A 17,913-nucleotide genomic window follows, 5' to 3' on the forward strand; every position below is an offset into this window, starting at 1 on the left:
CCGGTTTCAGAACATCGGTGTCCGCTTCAGGACGCGCTTCGGATCACGACATGAAGATGCGAACATCCAGGCGTTCGTGCCGCATCTGCGCCAGTTCCATCCCGGGTGACACCGCGCCGAAATCGTCCCAGTCAAGCGCCAGGGCGCGCTCGGCGCACGCCATGATCCGCGAATGCAGGCGCATCAGCAGGCGTTGCCCCTCCGTCTGGCCGAGCGGGATGGCGCGGACACCGTTTTGCACCAGGGCATTGACGCAAGCGAACAGGTAGGCCGTGAGCCCCTGCCGCAAAGGAATGCCCACTTGCGCCAGGGCCAAGCCGTAGACGACCGCCGGATGGCCGTACGCCGCGTGCTCCCGGATGCGTGTCCGGTATTCCACCCACACGACCTGCTCCGGGAACAGATCGCCCATCAAGCGCAGCAGGCGCTCCCCCATCCGGCGCGCGCCTTCCCGGACTTCACTCGGCAGACACTGTGCGGCGAGCAGGTTATCGACCGCAAAGACATGCTCGGTCTCACCCGCAGATGTCCACTCGTACACCGAGCGGAGCGCGATGGCGTCCGTGTACAAAAGCGGGCCAGAAAGGTACGCGCAGACAAACTCCGCCAAAGTGCCCCCGTCCCGCACCACGCCCTCCTGGATGTACGTCTCCAGGCCGAACGATTGGGTGTACGCACCGGTCGGGAAGCTGGCGTCAAACCACTGCAGCAAAAGGAGCAGGCGCGGTTCATGAAGCATGATGGTGCCCCACGTGCCGGAACGGGCGCGCCACTTTGCGCGTCTCCCGCCGGTACGGCACTTCCAACTCCTGCAGCAAACGCTCCACCAGGTAGTCGTACTGGACGAGGAGGAGGTCGTCCGCGAATTGCACCGGGATGTGACGGTTGCCCAACTGGTGCGCCACCTCACCCATCTCGCGCAGCGAGCGCGGTCCGACCACGAGCAACTCCTCCGGCAGGACGTCGATCACGATGGCCACCCGGTCGTCCATCCAGAGGATGTCGCCGTCGCGCAACTCCGTGCCTTCCGGCAGCCGGATGCCGACCTCGCGCCCGGCATCCGTGGTCACGCGCAGGAGACGTTTGGCGAGGTCATGGCTCGACAAGCGGATGCGTTCCACGGTGCGTCCGTCCAAGGGGTGTGTCGAGACGTGTCCAACCCGCGCTTCCAAAATCACCGCATGCTCTCCCCTTCACCACAAGCCTGCGTTCATCTTCCGGCAGCCGTCCGTCGTGAAAAAATATGACAGAAACCCATCCTTAAAAAAGGAAGTAGCGCTGCGCCAACGGCAACACCTCGGCCGGCGGGCAGGTGATGACCTCCCCGTCCACCCGCACCTCGTACGTCTGCGGATCGACGTCGATGACAGGAAGCGCGTCGTTCCACCGCATGTCCCGCTTGGAGAGCTGGCGCACCCCGCCGACCGGCACCACCTGCTTCTGCAGCCCCAGCCGCGTATGGACACCCGCTTCGTACGCCGCCCGCGACAGGAAGGTGAGCGAGGTGGCGTGGCGCGCCTTACCGAACGCGGCGAACATCGGCCGGTACATCACCGGCTGCGGGGTCGGGATGGACGCGCCGGGATCGCCCATCAGGCTGTACACCACCATGCCGCCTTTGAGCACGAGGTCCGGTTTGACGCCGAAGAACGCCGGATCCCAGAGGACCAGGTCCGCGAGTTTGCCCACCTCGACCGATCCGACGTACGCCGCGATGCCGTGCGTGATGGCCGGGTTGATGGTGTACTTCGCGATGTACCGCTTGACGCGGAAGTTGTCGCCAAGGCCCGTATCCGCGGGCAGTTTGCCACGTTGCCGCTTCATCTTGTCGGCCGTCTGCCACGTGCGCAGAATCACCTCGCCGACGCGGCCCATCGCTTGCGAGTCGGAGCTCATCATGCTGATGACACCGAGATCGTGCAGCACGTCCTCGGCGGCGATGGTCTCCGGCCGGATGCGCGAATCGGCGAACGCCACGTCCTCCGGCACGTGCGGGTCCAGGTGGTGACAGACCATCAACATGTCGAGGTGTTCCTCGACCGTGTTGCGGGTGTACGGCCGCGTCGGGTTGGTGGACGACGGCAGGACGTTCGGCAACGACGCCACCTTGAGGATGTCGGGGGCGTGGCCGCCGCCCGCCCCTTCCGTGTGGTACGTGTGGATGACCCGGCCGCCGATGGCTTGGATGGTGCGCTCGACAAATCCGCTTTCGTTCAGGGTGTCCGTATGGATGGCGACCTGGACGTCGAACTCGTCCGCGACGCGCAGGCAGTGATCGATGGCCTCCGGTGTGCTGCCCCAGTCTTCGTGCAGCTTCAGCCCAATCGCCCCCGCCTGCACCTGCTCGGCGAGCGGCTCCCGCGCCGACGCATTACCTTTGCCGAGGAAGCCGAGATTGACCGGAAACGCCTCGGCCGCTTCGAGCATGCGGAAGATGTGCCACTCGCCGGGGGTGCACGTGGTGGCGTTGGTACCGGTGGTCGGCCCCGTGCCGCCCCCGATGAGCGTCGTCACGCCCGAGCTGAGCGCCGTCTCGATCTGCTGCGGGCAGATGAAGTGGATATGGGTGTCCACGCCGCCCGCCGTCAGGATCTTTCCTTCCCCGGCGATGACCTCCGTGGACGCGCCGATGACCATATCCACCCCGTCCATCACCAGCGGATTGCCCGCCTTGCCGATGGCCGCAATCTTCCCGTCGCGCACCCCGATGTCCGCCTTGTAGATCCCGGTATAGTCGACGACGATGGCATTGGTGATGACCAGGTCCATCACGCCCTCCACCCGGGCCGTGCGCGGGTGTTGCCCCATCCCGTCCCGAATGACCTTGCCGCCGCCGAACTTCACCTCCTCGCCATAGACGGTGTGATCTCGTTCGATCACGATGAACAATTCGGTGTCCGCGAGGCGCACGGCATCCCCGGTGGTGGGGCCGAACATGTCCGCGTACTGCCTGCGCGTCATCGAAAAGGTCATGCCGTTCCCCCCGTATCCGGACTTGCGCCGAGGTCATCGTCCCGATTTTGTGTGTGGCTGCTTGGGCCTTCGGCCAAACTTCCGTTCACCCGGCCTTGAAACCCGTACACCTGGCGCGACCCGCCATATGGGACGAGGTGCACGGTCTTCGTGTCCCCGGGTTCGAAGCGAACCGCCGTCCCCGCCGGGATGTCGAGCCGCATCCCGAAGGCGCGGGACCGGTCAAACACAAGGGCGTCATTGACCTCATAGAAGTGGTAGTGCGAGCCCACCTGCACCGGCCGGTCACCACGATTCGTCACCTCCAGGGTCACGACCGGTTTGCCCGGATTGCACACAATCGGCTCATCCGCCAACACCCGTTCGCCCGGAATCACTCAGACACCCCTCTCACGGAATCGGATGGTGCACCGTCACCAGTTTCGTGCCGTCCGGAAACGTCGCCTCCACCTGAATCTCCTCGATCATCTCCGGCACGCCCTCCATCACGTCGTCACGCGTCAAGATCTGCCGGCCGTACGACATGAGCTCCGCCACCGTCTTGCCGTCGCGCGCACCTTCCATCACCTCGTAGGTGATGAGTGCGACCGCCTCCGGGTAATTGAGCTTGAGCCCCCTCTCCTTTCTCCGCCGCGCCAAATCCGCCGCGACGACGATGAACAGCTTCTCTTTTTCACGCTCCGTCAGCCTCATACCGGGTCGACCACCGCCTCCTCGGCTGCCGTCTCCGGCACAGGGATGCCCTCTACCTGACAATCCGCCGTCCCCAAGGTCGAGCGCGTGATGGACTCCACCATGATCCGCGTCCCTTCGGGATCCGTGACCCAGCGCTTGTAGAAGTCAAACGGGCATTCCGCCACACCTTTGTCGCCGTCGCCCGAGTGCAGGATGCCGGTGTAGCCGCGGTGCAGGAGTTTGAACAAGTGGTTTTGCGCATGGGCGTTGGCACGATAATCCCGAATCTGCGAGATCGACAACTCGGCGTACTGGATTCCGTTCTCCTCCGTGCCGCATTCTCCGAGCGTCCTGCCGTCGAACCCGATGATGGCCGAGTGGCCGAAGTAGGTGTACACCCCGTCGAACCCGGCCGCGTTGGCGACCGCGACGTAGCAGTTGTTGGCCCAAGCCATCGCCTTCGCCATGAGGATCTGCTGCTCTTTCGCGGGATACATGTAACCCTGCGCGCGGACGATGAGCTCCGCGCCCTTCATCGCACAATCCCGCCAAATCTCGGGATAATTGCCGTCGTCGCAGATGATGAGGCTGACCTTCAACCCCTTCGGTCCAGGCGTGACGTATGTCTGGTTCCCAGGATACCAACCCTCAATCGGCGTCCATGGCATGATCTTGCGGTACTTCTGTACGATCTCGCCGCGGTTGTTGATGAGGATGAGCGTGTTGTACGGCCACTTGTGCGGGTGCTCCTCGTGCCGCTCGCCCGTTAACGAAAACACGCCCCACGTGTTCGCTTGCCGGCACGCATTGGCGAAGATCTCCGTTTCTTCTCCAGGAATCTCCGATGCAGTGGCGAGCATCTCGTCGACGTCGTACATGATGCCGTGCGTGCTGTACTCCGGGAACACCACCAGGTCCATGCCTGGAAGCCCTTTTTTCATCCCGACGACCATGTCGGCGATCCGCCGCGCGTTGGCCAACACCTCTTCCTTCGTGTGCAGCCGCGGCATCTTGTAGTTCACGACCGCCACACCGACGGTGTCTCTGCTGCTCGCGATGTCGCCATGGCGCATGTGCATCCCTCCTGTACTTTTTCCTCATCGACCACCACACCGCTTGGCACTCAATGTCCCAACTGCCACGGCCGCGCCGGATGACGATGACGATGTTCGTGCGCAGTCTGCGCGCGCCACTCGTCGCGGGTCATCACCTTGGGCACCTCACCCTGCTCTTCCTTTCGGCGGACAGCACCTGAAACCGCGCAGATTGCGATGTTCGAGAAGATGCGCGTCGCGCTTTGGCCGCAAGAGGGACACGTTGCTGTGGATGACGCTTCCCGCATCGGCATCTGTTTGGCAAACTCCCCGCATCGTTCACACCAGAATTCGTACACCGGCACGTCCCATCCCTCACCGAGGCAGGATGTCTTTTTCAAAGATGGCGGTTGGAATGGCCAACGTGCAGCATGCGTTGGGGATGTCCACGATGCCGCTGATCCTTCCTTCCACGGGTGCGGTGCTCAAGATCATATATGCTTGCTCCGCGGTATACCCGACCGTTTGCAGGTATTGAATCGCATTGAGACAGGCACGCCGGTACGCCACATGCGCATCCAAGTAAGTCTGAGTACCCGTCCGTTCATCCACTGATACCCCCTCGAACACCAAATACTCGGTGTACCGCGGCTCCACAGGTCCAGGGATGAACACCGGATTTGAAACAATGCCGTACTTGGCCATGCCGCCTTTGATCACGTCCACATGCAGGTCGATCCATCCGTTCATCTCGATGGCGCCGCAGAAGGTGATCTCGCCGTCACCCTGGGAAAAATGGATGTCGCCAACAGAGAGCTTTGCGCCTTTCACGAACACAGGGAAGTAGATGCGGCTCCCTTTGGAGAGGTTCTTGATGTCGCAGTTTCCTCCGTTCTCCCGCGGGGGTACGGTCCGCGCCGCCTCTTTCGCAACGCGGTCGAATTCGGCTCCTTTCAACGTGCCCAACACTGCACCCCGCGGCTCCGGCAGGTTGGCGAGCGGAGGAACCCGATCCGGTTGGGTCGCAACCAGTTCGCGCTCACGAGCGTTCCATCGATCCAGCAGCTCATGAGACGGTGCCACACCGATGAGCCCTGGGTGAATCAACCCGGCGAACCGAACACCCGGAACATGCCGGCTCGTGGCGTAGATCCCGTGGAAGTCCCAGATGGATTTGGCCGCTTCCGGGAAGTAGTCGACGAGAAAACTGCCGCCGTTCTCCCGTGCGAAGATGCCGTTGTAACCCCACTCCGAACCGGGCAGAGCGCCGATGTCCAGGATGTCCACCACCAAAAGATCACCCGGTTCCGCCCCGTTGACGTAGATGGGACCGCTCAACACATGCACGCGGGTCAAGTCGACGTCCCGGACGTCGCTGGGATCGTCGTTGTTTTGGATCTGACCATCGGTCCATTCCTTGCATTCAATCCGAAATTCCGTGCCTGGATTGATCGACACCACCGCGGGAATGTCCGGATGCCAGCGATTGTGACCTGGCACGTCCTGCTCCGCCATCGGCTTTGACAAATCGACGCGAAATAATACATCCGGCATAAACACCCTCCTCCGGAACCGCCTTTTCATGTTAAACATACTTACCAATCGGTTTACGCTGGCCAACTCGTGACCAAACGCGTAATCTTGACTATCATCATACCAAAACCTTAGATAATGTCAATAAACATAACCGATAAGGGTTGCGCACGGTTGTATTTCATCTTGATTCATACCCCTCACCAGATGAATATGTAATATTTCATTACATAGACCCTTGCATCGCCCTGAATCGCGTGTTATATTGTCACCAAATCACCCTTCAATTCGACAAAACTCAGAAAGGAGCTGGAGAGATGTCGGCAGTTGAACTGCAGCAAGGACGGCAGCCGGCCAAGCGGTCCTTCAACAAATTTGTCAATAATCCTGTCATGGAGGACTACGCGCTGCGGTACGCACCGCGATCGTTTCGCAAGTGGAGCGAATTTGCGGTGGCGAACTCGGCGCTCGGCGGCATCGCCTACATGGCCGACTTCGCCATTGGCGGTTCCATCGCGCTCAGCTTCGGCTTTACCAACTCACTCTGGGCCATTCTGGTCGTCGCAGCCATCATCTTCTTAACCGGCATTCCCATCGCGTACTACTCAGCAAAGTACAACATCGACATGGACCTGCTGACGCGCGGCGCAGGGTTTGGGTACTACGGTTCAACGCTTACCTCACTCGTCTATGCCTCGTTTACGTTCATCTATTTTGCCTTGGAAGGTTCCGTCATGGCCCAAGCCTTGTATCAGTACTTTCACATCCCGCTGGCCATCGGCTACCTCATCTGTTCGCTTGTCGTCATCCCGCTCGTGATGTACGGGATGACCGCGCTGTCGAAGCTGCAGTTAATCACCCAGCCCATTTGGCTGCTGCTGATGATCGGTCCGTTCATCGCGATCGCGGTCAAAGACCCGGCGGCGTTCTCCGCGTGGACACACTTCGGCGGTTCTTCTGCGAGCGGATCGGCATTCAATACGATAGAATTCGGTTTGGCGATGGGTGTGACACTCTCTCTCATCGCCCAGATTGGTGAACAGGTGGATTATCTGCGTTTCATGCCCGACAAGACCCCCGTCAACCGGGCGAAGTGGTGGTGGGCGGTCCTGCTCGCCGGGCCAGGCTGGGTCATTCTCGGCGCGCTCAAACAGTTGGGCGGCTCGTTCCTGGCTTCGTACATCACGCCCATCGTCGGTGCGGCAAACGCGGATGAACCGATTCGGATGTACACGCACGCCATCGCAGCGGCCGTCGGGAACCCGTTCGCGGCCCTGTCGATCGCGACGTTCTTCGTCCTCTTGTCCCAAATCAAGATCAACGTCACCAATGCGTATTCCGGTTCGTTGTCGTGGTCGAACTTCTTCTCGCGCATCTTCCACGCCCATCCGGGCCGCGTCGTGTGGCTGTTTCTCAATGTCGCCATCGCACTGGCGTTGATGGAAGGCGGGGTGTTCGGGTTCCTCAACACGGTGCTCGGGTTTTACTCGAATGTCGCCGTGGCATGGATTGGCGCCATCGTCTCGGACTTGGTCATCAACAAATCCATCCTCAAGATCAGCCCGTCGTACATCGAGTACAAGCGCGGTCACCTGTACAACTTCAACCCCGTCGGATTCGGCTCGATGATCATCGCCTCCGGCATCTCCATCGCCGCGTTCTTCAATGCGTTCGGGCCGTTCCTCCAGGCGTATTCGGCGCTGTTGTCCATCGTGTTGGCCTTCGTGTTGACGCCCATCATCGCGCTGTTGACGAAAGGCAAGTACTACATCGCCCGCGAGCCCGAGCCCCTCCATATCGTTGCCCGGCACACCTCTGCACACCATGAACATGGGGCCGGCCACGGCCATCATGCTCCCGTTTACCGGACCGCGGTGTGCGTCAGCTGCGGCTATGAGTACGAACAAGAGGACATCTTGCACTGCCCGTTCCACGACGGCCCCATCTGTTCGCTGTGTTGCAGCCTGGAGAGCCAGTGCCATGACGTATGCAAACTCCCGGCCGCATCAGATGACCCTGCGCGCTCGGTGCACGCGGCACGGGGTTAATCCGAATGCAACGTCTGGCATCGAGTCAGAATTGCATCGAGTCGTCTGTTGATTGGCTCCGCTTCAACATTGCAAAGGCCGGGGAGCACGACCCCGGCCCTTTTCTGCTTCATTCAACGAAGAGGGTGTCTTGCATGGAAAGTCACTACGCAAGCGCGGGCAGCCACGACGCCTGGCCTGTCACGAAGAGCAACCCCACCGCCAGGCTGTACACCGCCGTCGAGAGGCCGACACCGAACATAACCGTCTTCTTCCGCAATGTGGCAGCGAATCCGAACAAGCTCATGAGTGCCAACAAGGAGTGAGATACCAAAAGACCCGCCGCGAACAAGAACACCAAAAGCAGCCCTTGCACCGAATCGCCCACGCCGGCAGCCGTGGTGAACAGCAGGAGCTGGGTGGGCGTCTCGGCGCCGACGCCGTGGATGATGCCGATGACGAAGGCGCCGCGCCAGGTCACATCGAGCGTCAACCGCGTGTTGCGCGGCACGTACCGCCCGAGCAAACGCTCCGCAAGCCACGCGATGGCGTTGTACATCCCGAGGTAGAGCAGGCGCCAGCGGCTGACCATGACGTAATCCTGGCCACGGCGGAACAGCGCGGCCAAAAACACCCCCGCCAACAGGATCAGGGTGAGCCCGACCACCCGCTCCATCACACTGTCCACCCAGTGCGGCAACGTCCAGCCCACCAGCACCGCCAGACCGCCGAAGCAGACGATGACCATCTCGTGTCCGAGCGCATACCACGTCGCCAGGAGAAACCCGCGCTTCGCCTGGCGCTCGCTGCCCACCAGGTCGGCGATGGCTGAGATGTGGTCCCAGTCGATGCCATGGCGAATCCCCAAGGCCAACGCCAAGCCGAACAGACCCCACAGCTCTGTTGCGTGCATCAAACCACACCCTCCCACGATCCGCTCATCTCCCACAGTTCACGCACCGCGTCCGTCAGTGTCCGCGGCGGGGCGGCCGTGCGCCCCGGCACCAAGGCGAACGGCAACGACACGAGCGGCAAGCGCAGCCGGGCTTGTTCCATGAGCCGCTTATCCACGAGCAGTCCCGCATCGCCGCTCGCCAGCACCCTCCCGCCGCAGAGCACCGTCACCGCTTCCGCCCAAGCGGCCGCAAAATCGACGTCGTGCGTCGCCACCATCACGGTGACCCCCATCCACTGCATGGCTTGCAGCAGATGTGTCAGTTCGTGAACTGCTTGCGGATCCAACCCGTCGGTCGGATCGTCCACCAGCAAAAAGTGCGGCCGCCTCACCATCGCCGCCGCCAACGCCACCTTGCGCGCAGGCCATCGATGCAGGGCCGCCAAGCGTTCGTCTCGCGCCGCCTGCATGCCCACCATCGCCAGCGCCACCTCCGCCTGCCGCACCACCTCGGCCCGCGGCAGGCGGGTGTGCACCAGCGGTGCGGTGACGTATTCCCACACCGTGCGCATGAACAGCGTCGCGCGCGGCCGGCCCGCCACCAAGGCCATCCCTGCGCGCAGCCGGCGCCAGTCACGCGGCGACCATGGTTTCCCGTCGACCACCACTTCTCCGGCGCTCCACCGTCTGCGTCCGGCCAGAACTTCCAACAAGGTGGTCTTCCCGCTCTCGTGCGCTCCCACCAGCGCGACGCGCTGGCCGTACGGGATGGCCAGCGAGACGCGGTCCAACGCGCGCGTCCCGTCCGCAAAGACCATCGTGAGGTCCCTGAGATGCACCTCGCGCCACGCGGCACCTTCGCAACGCCCGGCCGGCGCGATTCGTCCAGCGGTGCCCTGCCGCACCAGGTTCATCCATCGCGCCATGCCGCATCCCCTCTCCGCCTCATCACGGTTCCTCCGGTAACTCATACCAGCGCACCCGTTCGCCAATCACGGCGCGCAACCGCCACCGCCAACTCTTGCGCCGCGCATCGGTGGCTTCCCGCAAGCGCCGGATACCATCGCGCACCTTCGCCAGCGCCGGGGCGTCACCTTGGAGCAGGCTCTCCGCATGGCGTTCGAGCATGTGCAGATTGTTCGTCACCGTCTTCCACAGCCCCCAATCGCCGGCCAGGACCTCAGCGAAGCGGGCGACGTTGAACACCCCCGGCTCGTCCCGCTCGGCCCAATCCGACGCCAAGATCAGCGCCAACGTGTCCTTGATGTCCTTTTCCGTGAACTCCACAATCTGTAGCTTGGTCAACGCCAGATCGGCGAGCGGCAACGTGACCGGCTGCAGTTCGAGGCGATGGGCGAAGTCAATCCGATGGCACATCTGAAACGCGTCGATGAAGACGTCGATCTTCTCCCGGCCGTACCAATAGATCAAGCGGTGCCGGCCGTGGAGGAGATTGAACTCCTTGTCCGGGACCAGGCCTTTTGCCTCCAGCCACTGTTGTACCCGCCGGCGTTGATACCCAGGCGCTCGACGTCGTTCATGGTCAGGATGGTCGTGCCCCGCTCCCGGGCCACCGAGACGCCCGCCCGCGGCACCTGCCAGCCGCCGATCCCGATTTGGACCAGATTCGACGGCGGCGCGTTGGGGATGTTCGTGGCGTGAAACCACGGCGTGGTGTGCATCCGCTCGTCCATGTCCTTCTCCTGGGTATCCACGTGGCGATCCAGGTGGATGATGCCGACCTTGCCGTCGATGTTCTCCGCCACCCCGCGCAGGCACGGATAGCCGATGGCGTGATCGCCGCCCAGGATGATGGGCATGGTGCCTTTGCTCATCACGTGCGAGACCGCCTTGGTGATTTGGTCGAAACTCTTCTCAATGTTGGCGATGGTGAAGACGTCGCCGAGATCGCAGATCTTCACCTGCTCGCGCAGGTCGACGCCGAGCTCGTAGTTGTACGTGGTGTACAGCGCCGAGATGCGGCGGATCGCCTGCGGCCCGAACCTCGTCCCCGGCCGGTACGTCGTGCCGATGTCGAATGGAACGCCGAGGATGGCGATGTCGAATTGATCCACCTCATGGACGTTTTCCAAAAACGGCATCTTCAAGAACGTGTTGATGCCCGCCCAATGGGGCAGCTCCCCCCGGCTGAAGCACGAGATGGTTCGGTCCTCGATGCTGTCCGCCGCTTCCAGCCCCATGGCGATGGCGCGCCGAATCTCTTCCTCGCCGCGGGTCTTGGGCAACTTCGCTTCCGCGAGGGCCGCGAAATACCCGTCAAGGGTCTCCTTTTGGAACGACATCCCTTCCTGTTCCCGGTACCGTCCGCCGTGGCTGTGGTAAAAGCTCATGGATCACCCACCCTCCTAAAAAAAGAATGAGGGACAAAAACCGCCCGGGTTTTTATCCCTCCGTGTGACGCCCAGGAACCTGAGCACGAACCCCTCTTGGACCAGTCGATGCGTCATTTTTTATAACACATCCGGAACCCTAGGGGTTTCTTTGCTTTCATTTTAGGCGAATATGCGACATAGATCAAGGCGTTTGTCGCAAAAACCGCGTGGTTATGTAATAATTTATGACACGATCGACGCAGATCGCACAGCGTGCCGCGAGGGACAAGAACCGGGAGGCTGATTGCACCGGGGGAGAGGCCAGCACGGTTCAGACGAGCGCGGTGACTTGCACAGGATGGCCGGACAAGTCTATGATGCATGAAGAATCCAAAATCACAAATCCGCAGGAAGTGACGCACACATGGTGCAAACGCCGCCGTTCGACGCCTCGCAACGCCGGGCGGAACTCTATTCCCTGCTCGGGGACCTGCCGCCCCGCAACCTGCCTGTGGGCGCACGGATCATCGGGATGGCAGAGCAGGATGGTTTCGTGGTGGAATCGCTCGTCTTGGACCTGAACGGCCTGGAACCGGTGCCGGCCTACTTCGTGCGTCCAAACGATGCGCGGGAGCCGGTGCCGGCGGTCGTGTTCAACCATGCCTGGGGACAAAGCCGGCGCCAGCTTCTGGAGCGTTTCCACCCCAGCGTCCCGTCATGCGCAGCCGAATTCGCACGGCGCGGCTGGGCGGCCATCTGCATCGACCACTGGGGCTTCGGCGAGCGCAGCGGACGCACGGAAAGCGAGATTTTCAAGTGGATGCTCTGGACCGGCCGCGTGATGTGGGGCATGATGGTGTTCGACAGTCTGCGCGCCGTCGATTATTTGACGGAACGGCCGGACGTCGACCCCGGCCGCATCGCGACGGTGGGCATCTCCATGGGGGCCACCATGGCCTGGTGGCTGGCCGTGCTCGATGAGCGCATCCGCGTCTGTGTCGACATCTGCGGCATGACCGACTTCGACGCGCTCATCGAAACGCGCGGCCTTGATTTGCACAGCATCTACTACTACGTGCCACGGCTGCTGAACCACTTCACCACGGCCGACATCAACCGCCTCATCGCACCGCGCCCGCACCTGTCCATCGCCGGCATCTATGACAAAATCACACCGCCCGCCGGCCTGGCGCGCATTGACGAAGCGTTGCAGGCCGCTTACCGGGAGCTCGGACACCCGACGCACTGGCGCATGTCGCGCTACCACACCGGCCACATGGAGACGGCGGAGATGCGTGCGGAGTGGCTGGCGTTTTTGGAGACGTACCTTTGAAAGCTGTGGATGGTTCCTGGCAGCGAACGGTTCGCAACACCGGATCGTGCATGCCCGTATTTCAATCCGCGTTTCAATCGACGAACGGACCGTTGAAGATGGGGCGTTCTCCCACGGGCTCGCCGAGGGCGAAAACCACGCGCAACCCGTCTTGGCCCGCGATGTGCAGCTGCACCACGGCAGGTTCGCCTGTCCAGAAAATCAGGTCCCCGGGTGCCAGCCCGGCCGTCGGATCCGACGCATTCGCCATGGGCGAGCTCGCCTCCGGTGTGGCCGCAGCCGGTGCGCTCGCCGCCGCTTGTACCTCGCCCCGCCCGGCGAGCACATAGAAAAATCCCTGATGGCCGGCAGGCACGCGAAGAGTCCAGGTACCATCCGCCAGCCAGCACACATCCTGGTAAACCATCGGCCGCCGCACACGCACGGGAGATCCGCCGCCGACCAGGTGCCGGATGCGCACGCCGGACGCCTCGGTCTCCGGCAGCTCGGACGGTTTGACTTCCTGATACTCCGGATCCACACCTTTCTCTGCCCGCGGCAAATTGATCCACAGCTGCAACCCGCTGTCGATGCCGTCGGTCCCCGGCATCTCCGAATGGACGATGCCGCGTCCTGCGGTGACCTTCTGCACACCGCCCGCCGGAATGACGCTCTCGTGTCCTGCGCTGTCTGCGTGCGCCAGCGCCCCTTCGAGCACGTACGTGATGATCTCGAAGCCACGGTGCGGGTGGTCCGGAAACCCTTCCGGGTGTTGGATGGCGAAATGATCGAGCAACAGAAACGGATCGATGTACGGCACCGTGTACGACGGGAACAGCCGCAGGTGGGCGACGCCCATACGGCTGGCCCGGCGTGCATCCGGATAAGTTACAAACGCCACAATGGCATCCCCTCCACAGCCACAGATCGTGCCATTTCTAACTTTACTATAGTCACTTACTGTTTGTAAACAAAGCTGAACGTGAGGCAACTCGTTTCCGGTCTGTCTCCCCATCAGGATGACGCGGTTCATCGCGTAAAAAACCCAGCCGCGACCTGCAAGCGGCTGGGTCTCTACACACATACATGTTCACTTCCTGGTGGAGGCGGCGGGAGTCGAACCCGCGTCCGAAGACCTCGCCACGTGAACATCTACGGGCGTAGTACGTCTACTTATCGTCCCCTTGGCCCGCGGACGCACACGCTGGCGCAAGGGCGAGTTCGCCATGTCTCACCGGCGGCCCGCGAACGAGGCCGGCGGCCAGCCCGCTAAGGTGACGCTACCCGGCGCGCACGGGCGACGCGCTAGGCAGCGGCCTGGATGCGATTAGGCAGCCAGGGCGAGGTTGGTGTTTGCGGTAAAGCGCTTCGCTTTGCCAGTTAATTTTCGCCCGCGTTGGTACGTGGTTCGCGGCCCCACGGCCCGCCGTTCACGCTCGATCGATCCCCGTCGAATCCAAAACGCCCCCATGTCAACGCTGCATCTTGTATCGTACACCAGCCGCTTGCATCGGGCAAGCGGATGCTGGTGGCGGCCTTGGTAAGCCATGCGCGATCCCGGCACTACGCGCGCGCGGAACGCCGCGTCACGCATCCGCGTAGCTTTTCTGGCGGTTGCGCAACGCCCGTTGTATTTCCAGGTTGGCGTCGCGCTTGCGCGCCGCTTCGCGCTTGTCGTACAGCTTCTTCCCTTTCGCCAAGGCGAGTTCGACCTTGCAGAACCCGCGCTTGATGTACAGTTTCGTCGGAATCAGGGTATAGCCCTTTTCACGCACCGCACCGATGAGCCGGCGGATCTCCTGTTTGTGGAGAAGCAGCTTGCGGCTGCGCGTCGGCTGGTGATTAAACCGGTTCCCCTGCTCGTACGGGCTGATGTGCATGTTGTGCACCCAGACCTCGCCGTCCTCGACGCGGGCATACGCGTCCCGCAGGTTCACCGAGCCTCGGCGCACCGACTTGATCTCCGTGCCGGTGAGCACAATCCCCGCCTCGTACGTTTCCTCGATGAAGTAATCGTGAAACGCCTTCCGGTTTTGGGCCAGCACCTGCCCCTCCTGCGCCTTCGCCATCTCTCCTCACCTGCCCTATCCGACAACTCGCCCATGCGTGGCTCTCAGGATATCACGCCATCACAAAAGTGACAAGAGACTTTTCCCCAAGGGCGTGCCGTGGCCGGCGAAGCGACTCGCACCGTGCTGGAGCGGAGCCGGCCACGGCCGCCCCATCGTCACCGCCTCCCGCGCCGCTTACCGGCTCGGGCCTTCCCCGCACGCGCCGGGGCCGCGGCAGACGCCCTTGCATTTCGCCGTCGGCGCGGTACAGCAAGCTCTTCGGCCACGGCCGCAGGCCGTCGGCGCTTCTTGTGCCGCCGCACCGGCAGTGCCACCTCCCGGCCGTCCACCACCACAAACTCCGGCAGTTCCACAGGTATCATGCGGCCACCCCGCTTGCCCTTCGCACGCCGCGAAAGCCGGGCACGCTGTGCCCGCTCGGCCTCGGCCTTGCGGCGTGCCGCCGGATCCAGGTCCTCATCGTAAACGACCACCGGCCCCTGCTCGCCGAAGGTCATCGTCCCTTCCCGCAGGTGAGCCACCAGGTCAAAGTCGATGGTGAGCTCCTCCTTATTGGCGCCGATGACGCGCACGCGCACCGGATCGCCCAGGCGAAACACGCGGCGCGTCCGCTCGCCGACGAGCGCCACCTGCTTCTCCAAGAAGGTGTAGTAATCGTCCGTCAAGTAGCTGATGTGGATTAAGCCCTCAATCCCGTTCTCCAGTTGCACAAAGATGCCGAACTGGGTGACGCCGCTGATGAGGCCGTCGAACTCCTCACCAATCCGCTCCTGCATGTACTCGACCATCTTCAGTTGGTCGACCTCGCGCTCCGCTTCTTCCGCCACCTTCTCCCGCTCGCTGGCCTGGACAGCCGCTTCGGCCACGAACGCCTCCAGCTGCTCCCGGCGCGCCTCATCGATCCCTTTCGTCAAGACCTCACGGATGATGCGGTGGATGACCAGATCCGGATAGCGGCGGATGGGCGACGTGAAATGGGTGTAATATTCCGCCGCCAGCCCGAAGTGCCCGACGCACTCCGGGGCGTAGCGGGCGTGCTTCATCGAGCGCAGCATCAGGGTGGCAATCATCCGCTCCTCCCGCGTGCCGCGCGCCTTCTCCAGCACCTCCTGCAGGGCGCGCGGATGCACCTTCCCCGACAGCCCCTTGATGTGGTAGCCGAAGTTGTGGACAAACTCGTTGAGCTCGAGCATCTTGTCGAGCTCCGGCTCCTCGTGGATGCGGTAGATGAACGGCACCTGCAGCCAGTGGAAGTGCGCGGCGACCGTCTCGTTGGCGGCGAGCATGAATTCCTCGATGATTTGCTCCGCGATGGTCCGCCGCCGCGGACGGATCTCCACCGGCCGCCCCAAGTCGTCGACGATGACCTTGATCTCCGCGAAGTCGAAGTCAATCGCACCGCGCCGCATCCGTTTCGCGCGCAGGATGAGCGCCAGTTCCTTCATCAGCTCGAAGTGCGGGACGAGCGCTTCGTAGCGCGCCATCACGTCCGGATCCCTGTCCTCCAGGATGCGGCGGACGTTCTCATACGTCATCCGCTCCGTCGTGCGGATGACGCTCGGAAAGATGTCGTGGCGCACAATCCCGCCGTTTTCGTCGATCTCCATCTCGCACGACAGGGTCAGGCGGTCCACCTGCGGATTGAGCGAGCAGATGATGTTCGACAGACGCGGCGGCAGCATGGGAATGACGCGATCGACCAGGTACACGCTCGTGCCGCGGCGGAACGCCTCGCGGTCGAGCGCCGAGCCTTGCGGCACGTAGTACCCGACGTCGGCGATGTGGACGCCGAGGAGGTAGTGGCCGTTGGGAAGGCGCTTGACGTGCACGGCGTCGTCCAGGTCCTTCGCGTCCTCCCCGTCGATGGTCACGATGACCTCCTGGCGCAGGTCGCGGCGGCCGGCGTAGTCCTTGGCGGACAACTCGAGCGGAATCGCCTCCGCCGCCGCCAACACCTCCGGCGGGAACGCCTCGGGCAGCTTGTACTTGCGCACCACGCCGAGGATGTCGACCCCCGGTTCATCCGGGTGGCCGAGCACCTCCACCACGCGGCCCGCCGGCCCGCGCGTCGCCGTGGGGTACTCGGTGATCTCCACGACCACCACATACCCGTCGTGGGCGTCGCCCATGTCGTCCTTGGCGATGAAGATGTCCTGCGGGAAGCGGCGGTCGAGCGGCGTGACAAAGGCGTGATCGCGGTGGCGGGTGAACTTGCCCACCACGCGATCCGTCGCCCGCTCGAGGACGCGGATGATGCGTCCCTCCCGCCGCGCACCGCTCGCCGTCTTCTCCACCCGCGCGATGACCTTGTCGCCGCTCATGGCCCCGCCCAGCTCTCCGGCCGGGATGTACACGTCCGGTTCGCCCGGCGTCTCGGGCACGACAAAGCCGTAGCCGCGGGCCTTCATCTGCAGGCGGCCGACCACCAGGTTCATCCGCTCCGGCACGCCGTAGCGGTTGGTGCGCGTGCGGACGACGTCGCCCCGCTCCTCCATGTCGTTCAGGAGTTTCATCAAAACATGAAAGTCTTCTCCGCTTTCCATGCCGAACGCGCTCGCCAGTTCTTGCGCCGTCAACGGCCGGTAGGCTTCGTGTTGCATGTATTCAATTAACTGTTGCCGTGTCACCATCCACGTCACCTCTGCGATTTACGCCGCATGCCTGTCCGAATGCCCGTCCGCCCCGCGCCCCCAAAGACCCCTGACGACGGCCGGATTGAACCTAGTATGGCTTGGAAAGAAGAAGAAAAAACCGGGTGCCGTGCACCGGACCCGGTTGCATCGTTATCCATGGCCTCACGCGCCATGTGCCAACAGATACGAGATGAACATGGCCACCAGGAAGAACAGGACCGCAATAACCACCGTCACCCTGGCCAACAACGAATCGATGCCTTTGCTGCGGCGGTTGACCATCTGGTCCTGGCCGCCCGAGATGACGCCGGACAAACCCGCGCTGCGGCCGGACTGCAGAAGGATGACCCCAATCAACAGTATGCTCAAGATGACCAAGAAGACTTTGGCAACGGCTATCATGGGCCGCCAACCCCTTTCCGCCTG

Annotated in this window: 18 protein-coding genes, 1 other RNA gene and 1 riboswitch; of the genes, 2 read left to right on the forward strand and 17 right to left on the reverse strand. The window is 62.8% G+C overall.

The window, feature by feature from the left end:
• Window positions 1-43: 43 nt before the first annotated feature.
• From IEX97_RS03020 to fmdA, 8 genes are all read right to left on the reverse strand, one after another.
• Complete coding sequence (locus tag IEX97_RS03020; protein ID WP_188881061.1) at window positions 44-739, reverse strand: urease accessory protein UreF; 696 nt, start codon at window positions 737-739, stop codon at window positions 44-46.
• Window positions 729-1,178, reverse strand: a complete 450-nt coding sequence (locus IEX97_RS03025; protein WP_188881062.1) for an urease accessory protein UreE — start codon at window positions 1,176-1,178, stop codon at window positions 729-731. The genes IEX97_RS03020 and IEX97_RS03025 overlap by 11 nt, the downstream gene beginning before the upstream one ends.
• Before the next feature lie 82 nt (window positions 1,179-1,260).
• Window positions 1,261-2,973: an urease subunit alpha gene (gene ureC / locus IEX97_RS03030; RefSeq protein ID WP_188881063.1), complete on the reverse strand. Its 1,713-nt coding sequence runs from the start codon at window positions 2,971-2,973 to the stop codon at window positions 1,261-1,263.
• Entirely contained in the window at window positions 2,970-3,350 is a 381-nt protein-coding gene (locus IEX97_RS03035; protein ID WP_188881065.1) for an urease subunit beta, read from the reverse strand. The genes ureC and IEX97_RS03035 overlap by 4 nt, the downstream gene beginning before the upstream one ends.
• A gap of 13 nt (window positions 3,351-3,363) precedes the next feature.
• On the reverse strand, window positions 3,364-3,666 hold the full coding sequence (locus IEX97_RS03040; RefSeq protein ID WP_188881066.1) for an urease subunit gamma: 303 nt from the start codon (window positions 3,664-3,666) through the stop codon (window positions 3,364-3,366).
• Entirely contained in the window at window positions 3,663-4,721 is a 1,059-nt protein-coding gene (locus tag IEX97_RS03045; RefSeq protein ID WP_188881068.1) for an aliphatic amidase, read from the reverse strand. Before IEX97_RS03045 ends, IEX97_RS03040 begins: the two co-directional genes overlap by 4 nt.
• A gap of 50 nt (window positions 4,722-4,771) precedes the next feature.
• Window positions 4,772-5,047, reverse strand: coding sequence for an FmdB family zinc ribbon protein (locus IEX97_RS03050; protein ID WP_188881069.1), 276 nt, complete (start codon window positions 5,045-5,047; stop codon window positions 4,772-4,774).
• A 10-nt stretch (window positions 5,048-5,057) separates the two neighbouring features.
• Entirely contained in the window at window positions 5,058-6,236 is a 1,179-nt protein-coding gene (gene fmdA / locus IEX97_RS03055) for a formamidase (RefSeq protein WP_188881070.1), read from the reverse strand.
• A 296-nt stretch (window positions 6,237-6,532) separates the two neighbouring features.
• Here fmdA and IEX97_RS03060 point away from each other — a divergent pair, with 296 nt between their 5' ends.
• Entirely contained in the window at window positions 6,533-8,263 is a 1,731-nt protein-coding gene (locus IEX97_RS03060) for a purine-cytosine permease family protein (protein WP_188881072.1), read from the forward strand.
• Between the two features lie 145 nt (window positions 8,264-8,408).
• Here the strand turns inward: IEX97_RS03060 and IEX97_RS03065 are convergent, their stop codons facing one another.
• Genes IEX97_RS03065 through IEX97_RS03080 form a run of 4 tightly spaced genes read right to left on the reverse strand, consistent with a single transcriptional unit; the run spans window position 8,409 to window position 11,488 of the window.
• The gene (locus IEX97_RS03065) at window positions 8,409-9,155 is read right to left on the reverse strand and encodes a hypothetical protein (RefSeq protein ID WP_188881073.1); all 747 of its coding nucleotides are present in this window, start codon (window positions 9,153-9,155) and stop codon (window positions 8,409-8,411) included.
• Window positions 9,155-10,063, reverse strand: a complete 909-nt coding sequence (locus IEX97_RS03070) for an ATP-binding cassette domain-containing protein (RefSeq protein WP_188881074.1) — start codon at window positions 10,061-10,063, stop codon at window positions 9,155-9,157. Before IEX97_RS03070 ends, IEX97_RS03065 begins: the two co-directional genes overlap by 1 nt.
• Window positions 10,064-10,085: 22 nt before the next feature.
• Window positions 10,086-10,568 carry a hypothetical protein gene (locus IEX97_RS03075; protein WP_188881075.1) on the reverse strand — a complete coding sequence of 161 codons (483 nt, stop codon included), beginning with the start codon at window positions 10,566-10,568 and terminating at the stop codon, window positions 10,086-10,088.
• On the reverse strand, window positions 10,565-11,488 hold the full coding sequence (locus tag IEX97_RS03080; protein ID WP_229776308.1) for an agmatinase family protein: 924 nt from the start codon (window positions 11,486-11,488) through the stop codon (window positions 10,565-10,567). Before IEX97_RS03080 ends, IEX97_RS03075 begins: the two co-directional genes overlap by 4 nt.
• A 39-nt stretch (window positions 11,489-11,527) precedes the next feature.
• Window positions 11,528-11,642: riboswitch (guanidine-I (ykkC/yxkD leader) on the reverse strand.
• 252 nt (window positions 11,643-11,894) lie between these two features.
• On the opposite strand from IEX97_RS03080, the gene IEX97_RS03085 reads away from it, so the two are divergent.
• The gene (locus IEX97_RS03085) at window positions 11,895-12,803 is read left to right on the forward strand and encodes a dienelactone hydrolase family protein (protein WP_188881076.1); all 909 of its coding nucleotides are present in this window, start codon (window positions 11,895-11,897) and stop codon (window positions 12,801-12,803) included.
• Window positions 12,804-12,876: 73 nt separating this feature from the next.
• Here the strand turns inward: IEX97_RS03085 and IEX97_RS03090 are convergent, their stop codons facing one another.
• The 5 genes from IEX97_RS03090 to secG form a co-directional block, all read right to left on the reverse strand.
• Window positions 12,877-13,683 (reverse strand): pirin family protein, encoded by an 807-nt coding sequence (locus IEX97_RS03090; RefSeq protein WP_188881077.1) that lies wholly within the window; start codon window positions 13,681-13,683, stop codon window positions 12,877-12,879.
• Window positions 13,684-13,880: 197 nt separating this feature from the next.
• Window positions 13,881-14,251: a transfer-messenger RNA gene (gene ssrA, locus IEX97_RS03095) on the reverse strand.
• 117 nt (window positions 14,252-14,368) lie between these two features.
• Complete coding sequence (gene smpB / locus IEX97_RS03100; protein ID WP_188881081.1) at window positions 14,369-14,851, reverse strand: SsrA-binding protein SmpB; 483 nt, start codon at window positions 14,849-14,851, stop codon at window positions 14,369-14,371.
• 158 nt (window positions 14,852-15,009) lie between these two features.
• Window positions 15,010-17,484, reverse strand: coding sequence for a ribonuclease R (rnr, locus tag IEX97_RS03105; RefSeq protein ID WP_188881082.1), 2,475 nt, complete (start codon window positions 17,482-17,484; stop codon window positions 15,010-15,012).
• Window positions 17,485-17,649: 165 nt separating this feature from the next.
• Window positions 17,650-17,889 (reverse strand): preprotein translocase subunit SecG, encoded by a 240-nt coding sequence (gene secG / locus IEX97_RS03110; protein WP_188881083.1) that lies wholly within the window; start codon window positions 17,887-17,889, stop codon window positions 17,650-17,652.
• Window positions 17,890-17,913 lie beyond the last annotated feature (24 nt).

Origin of the sequence: Paenalicyclobacillus cellulosilyticus, from assembly GCF_014647315.1 — a bacterium.
Lineage (GTDB): Bacteria > Bacillota > Bacilli > Alicyclobacillales > Alicyclobacillaceae > Alicyclobacillus_J > Alicyclobacillus_J cellulosilyticus.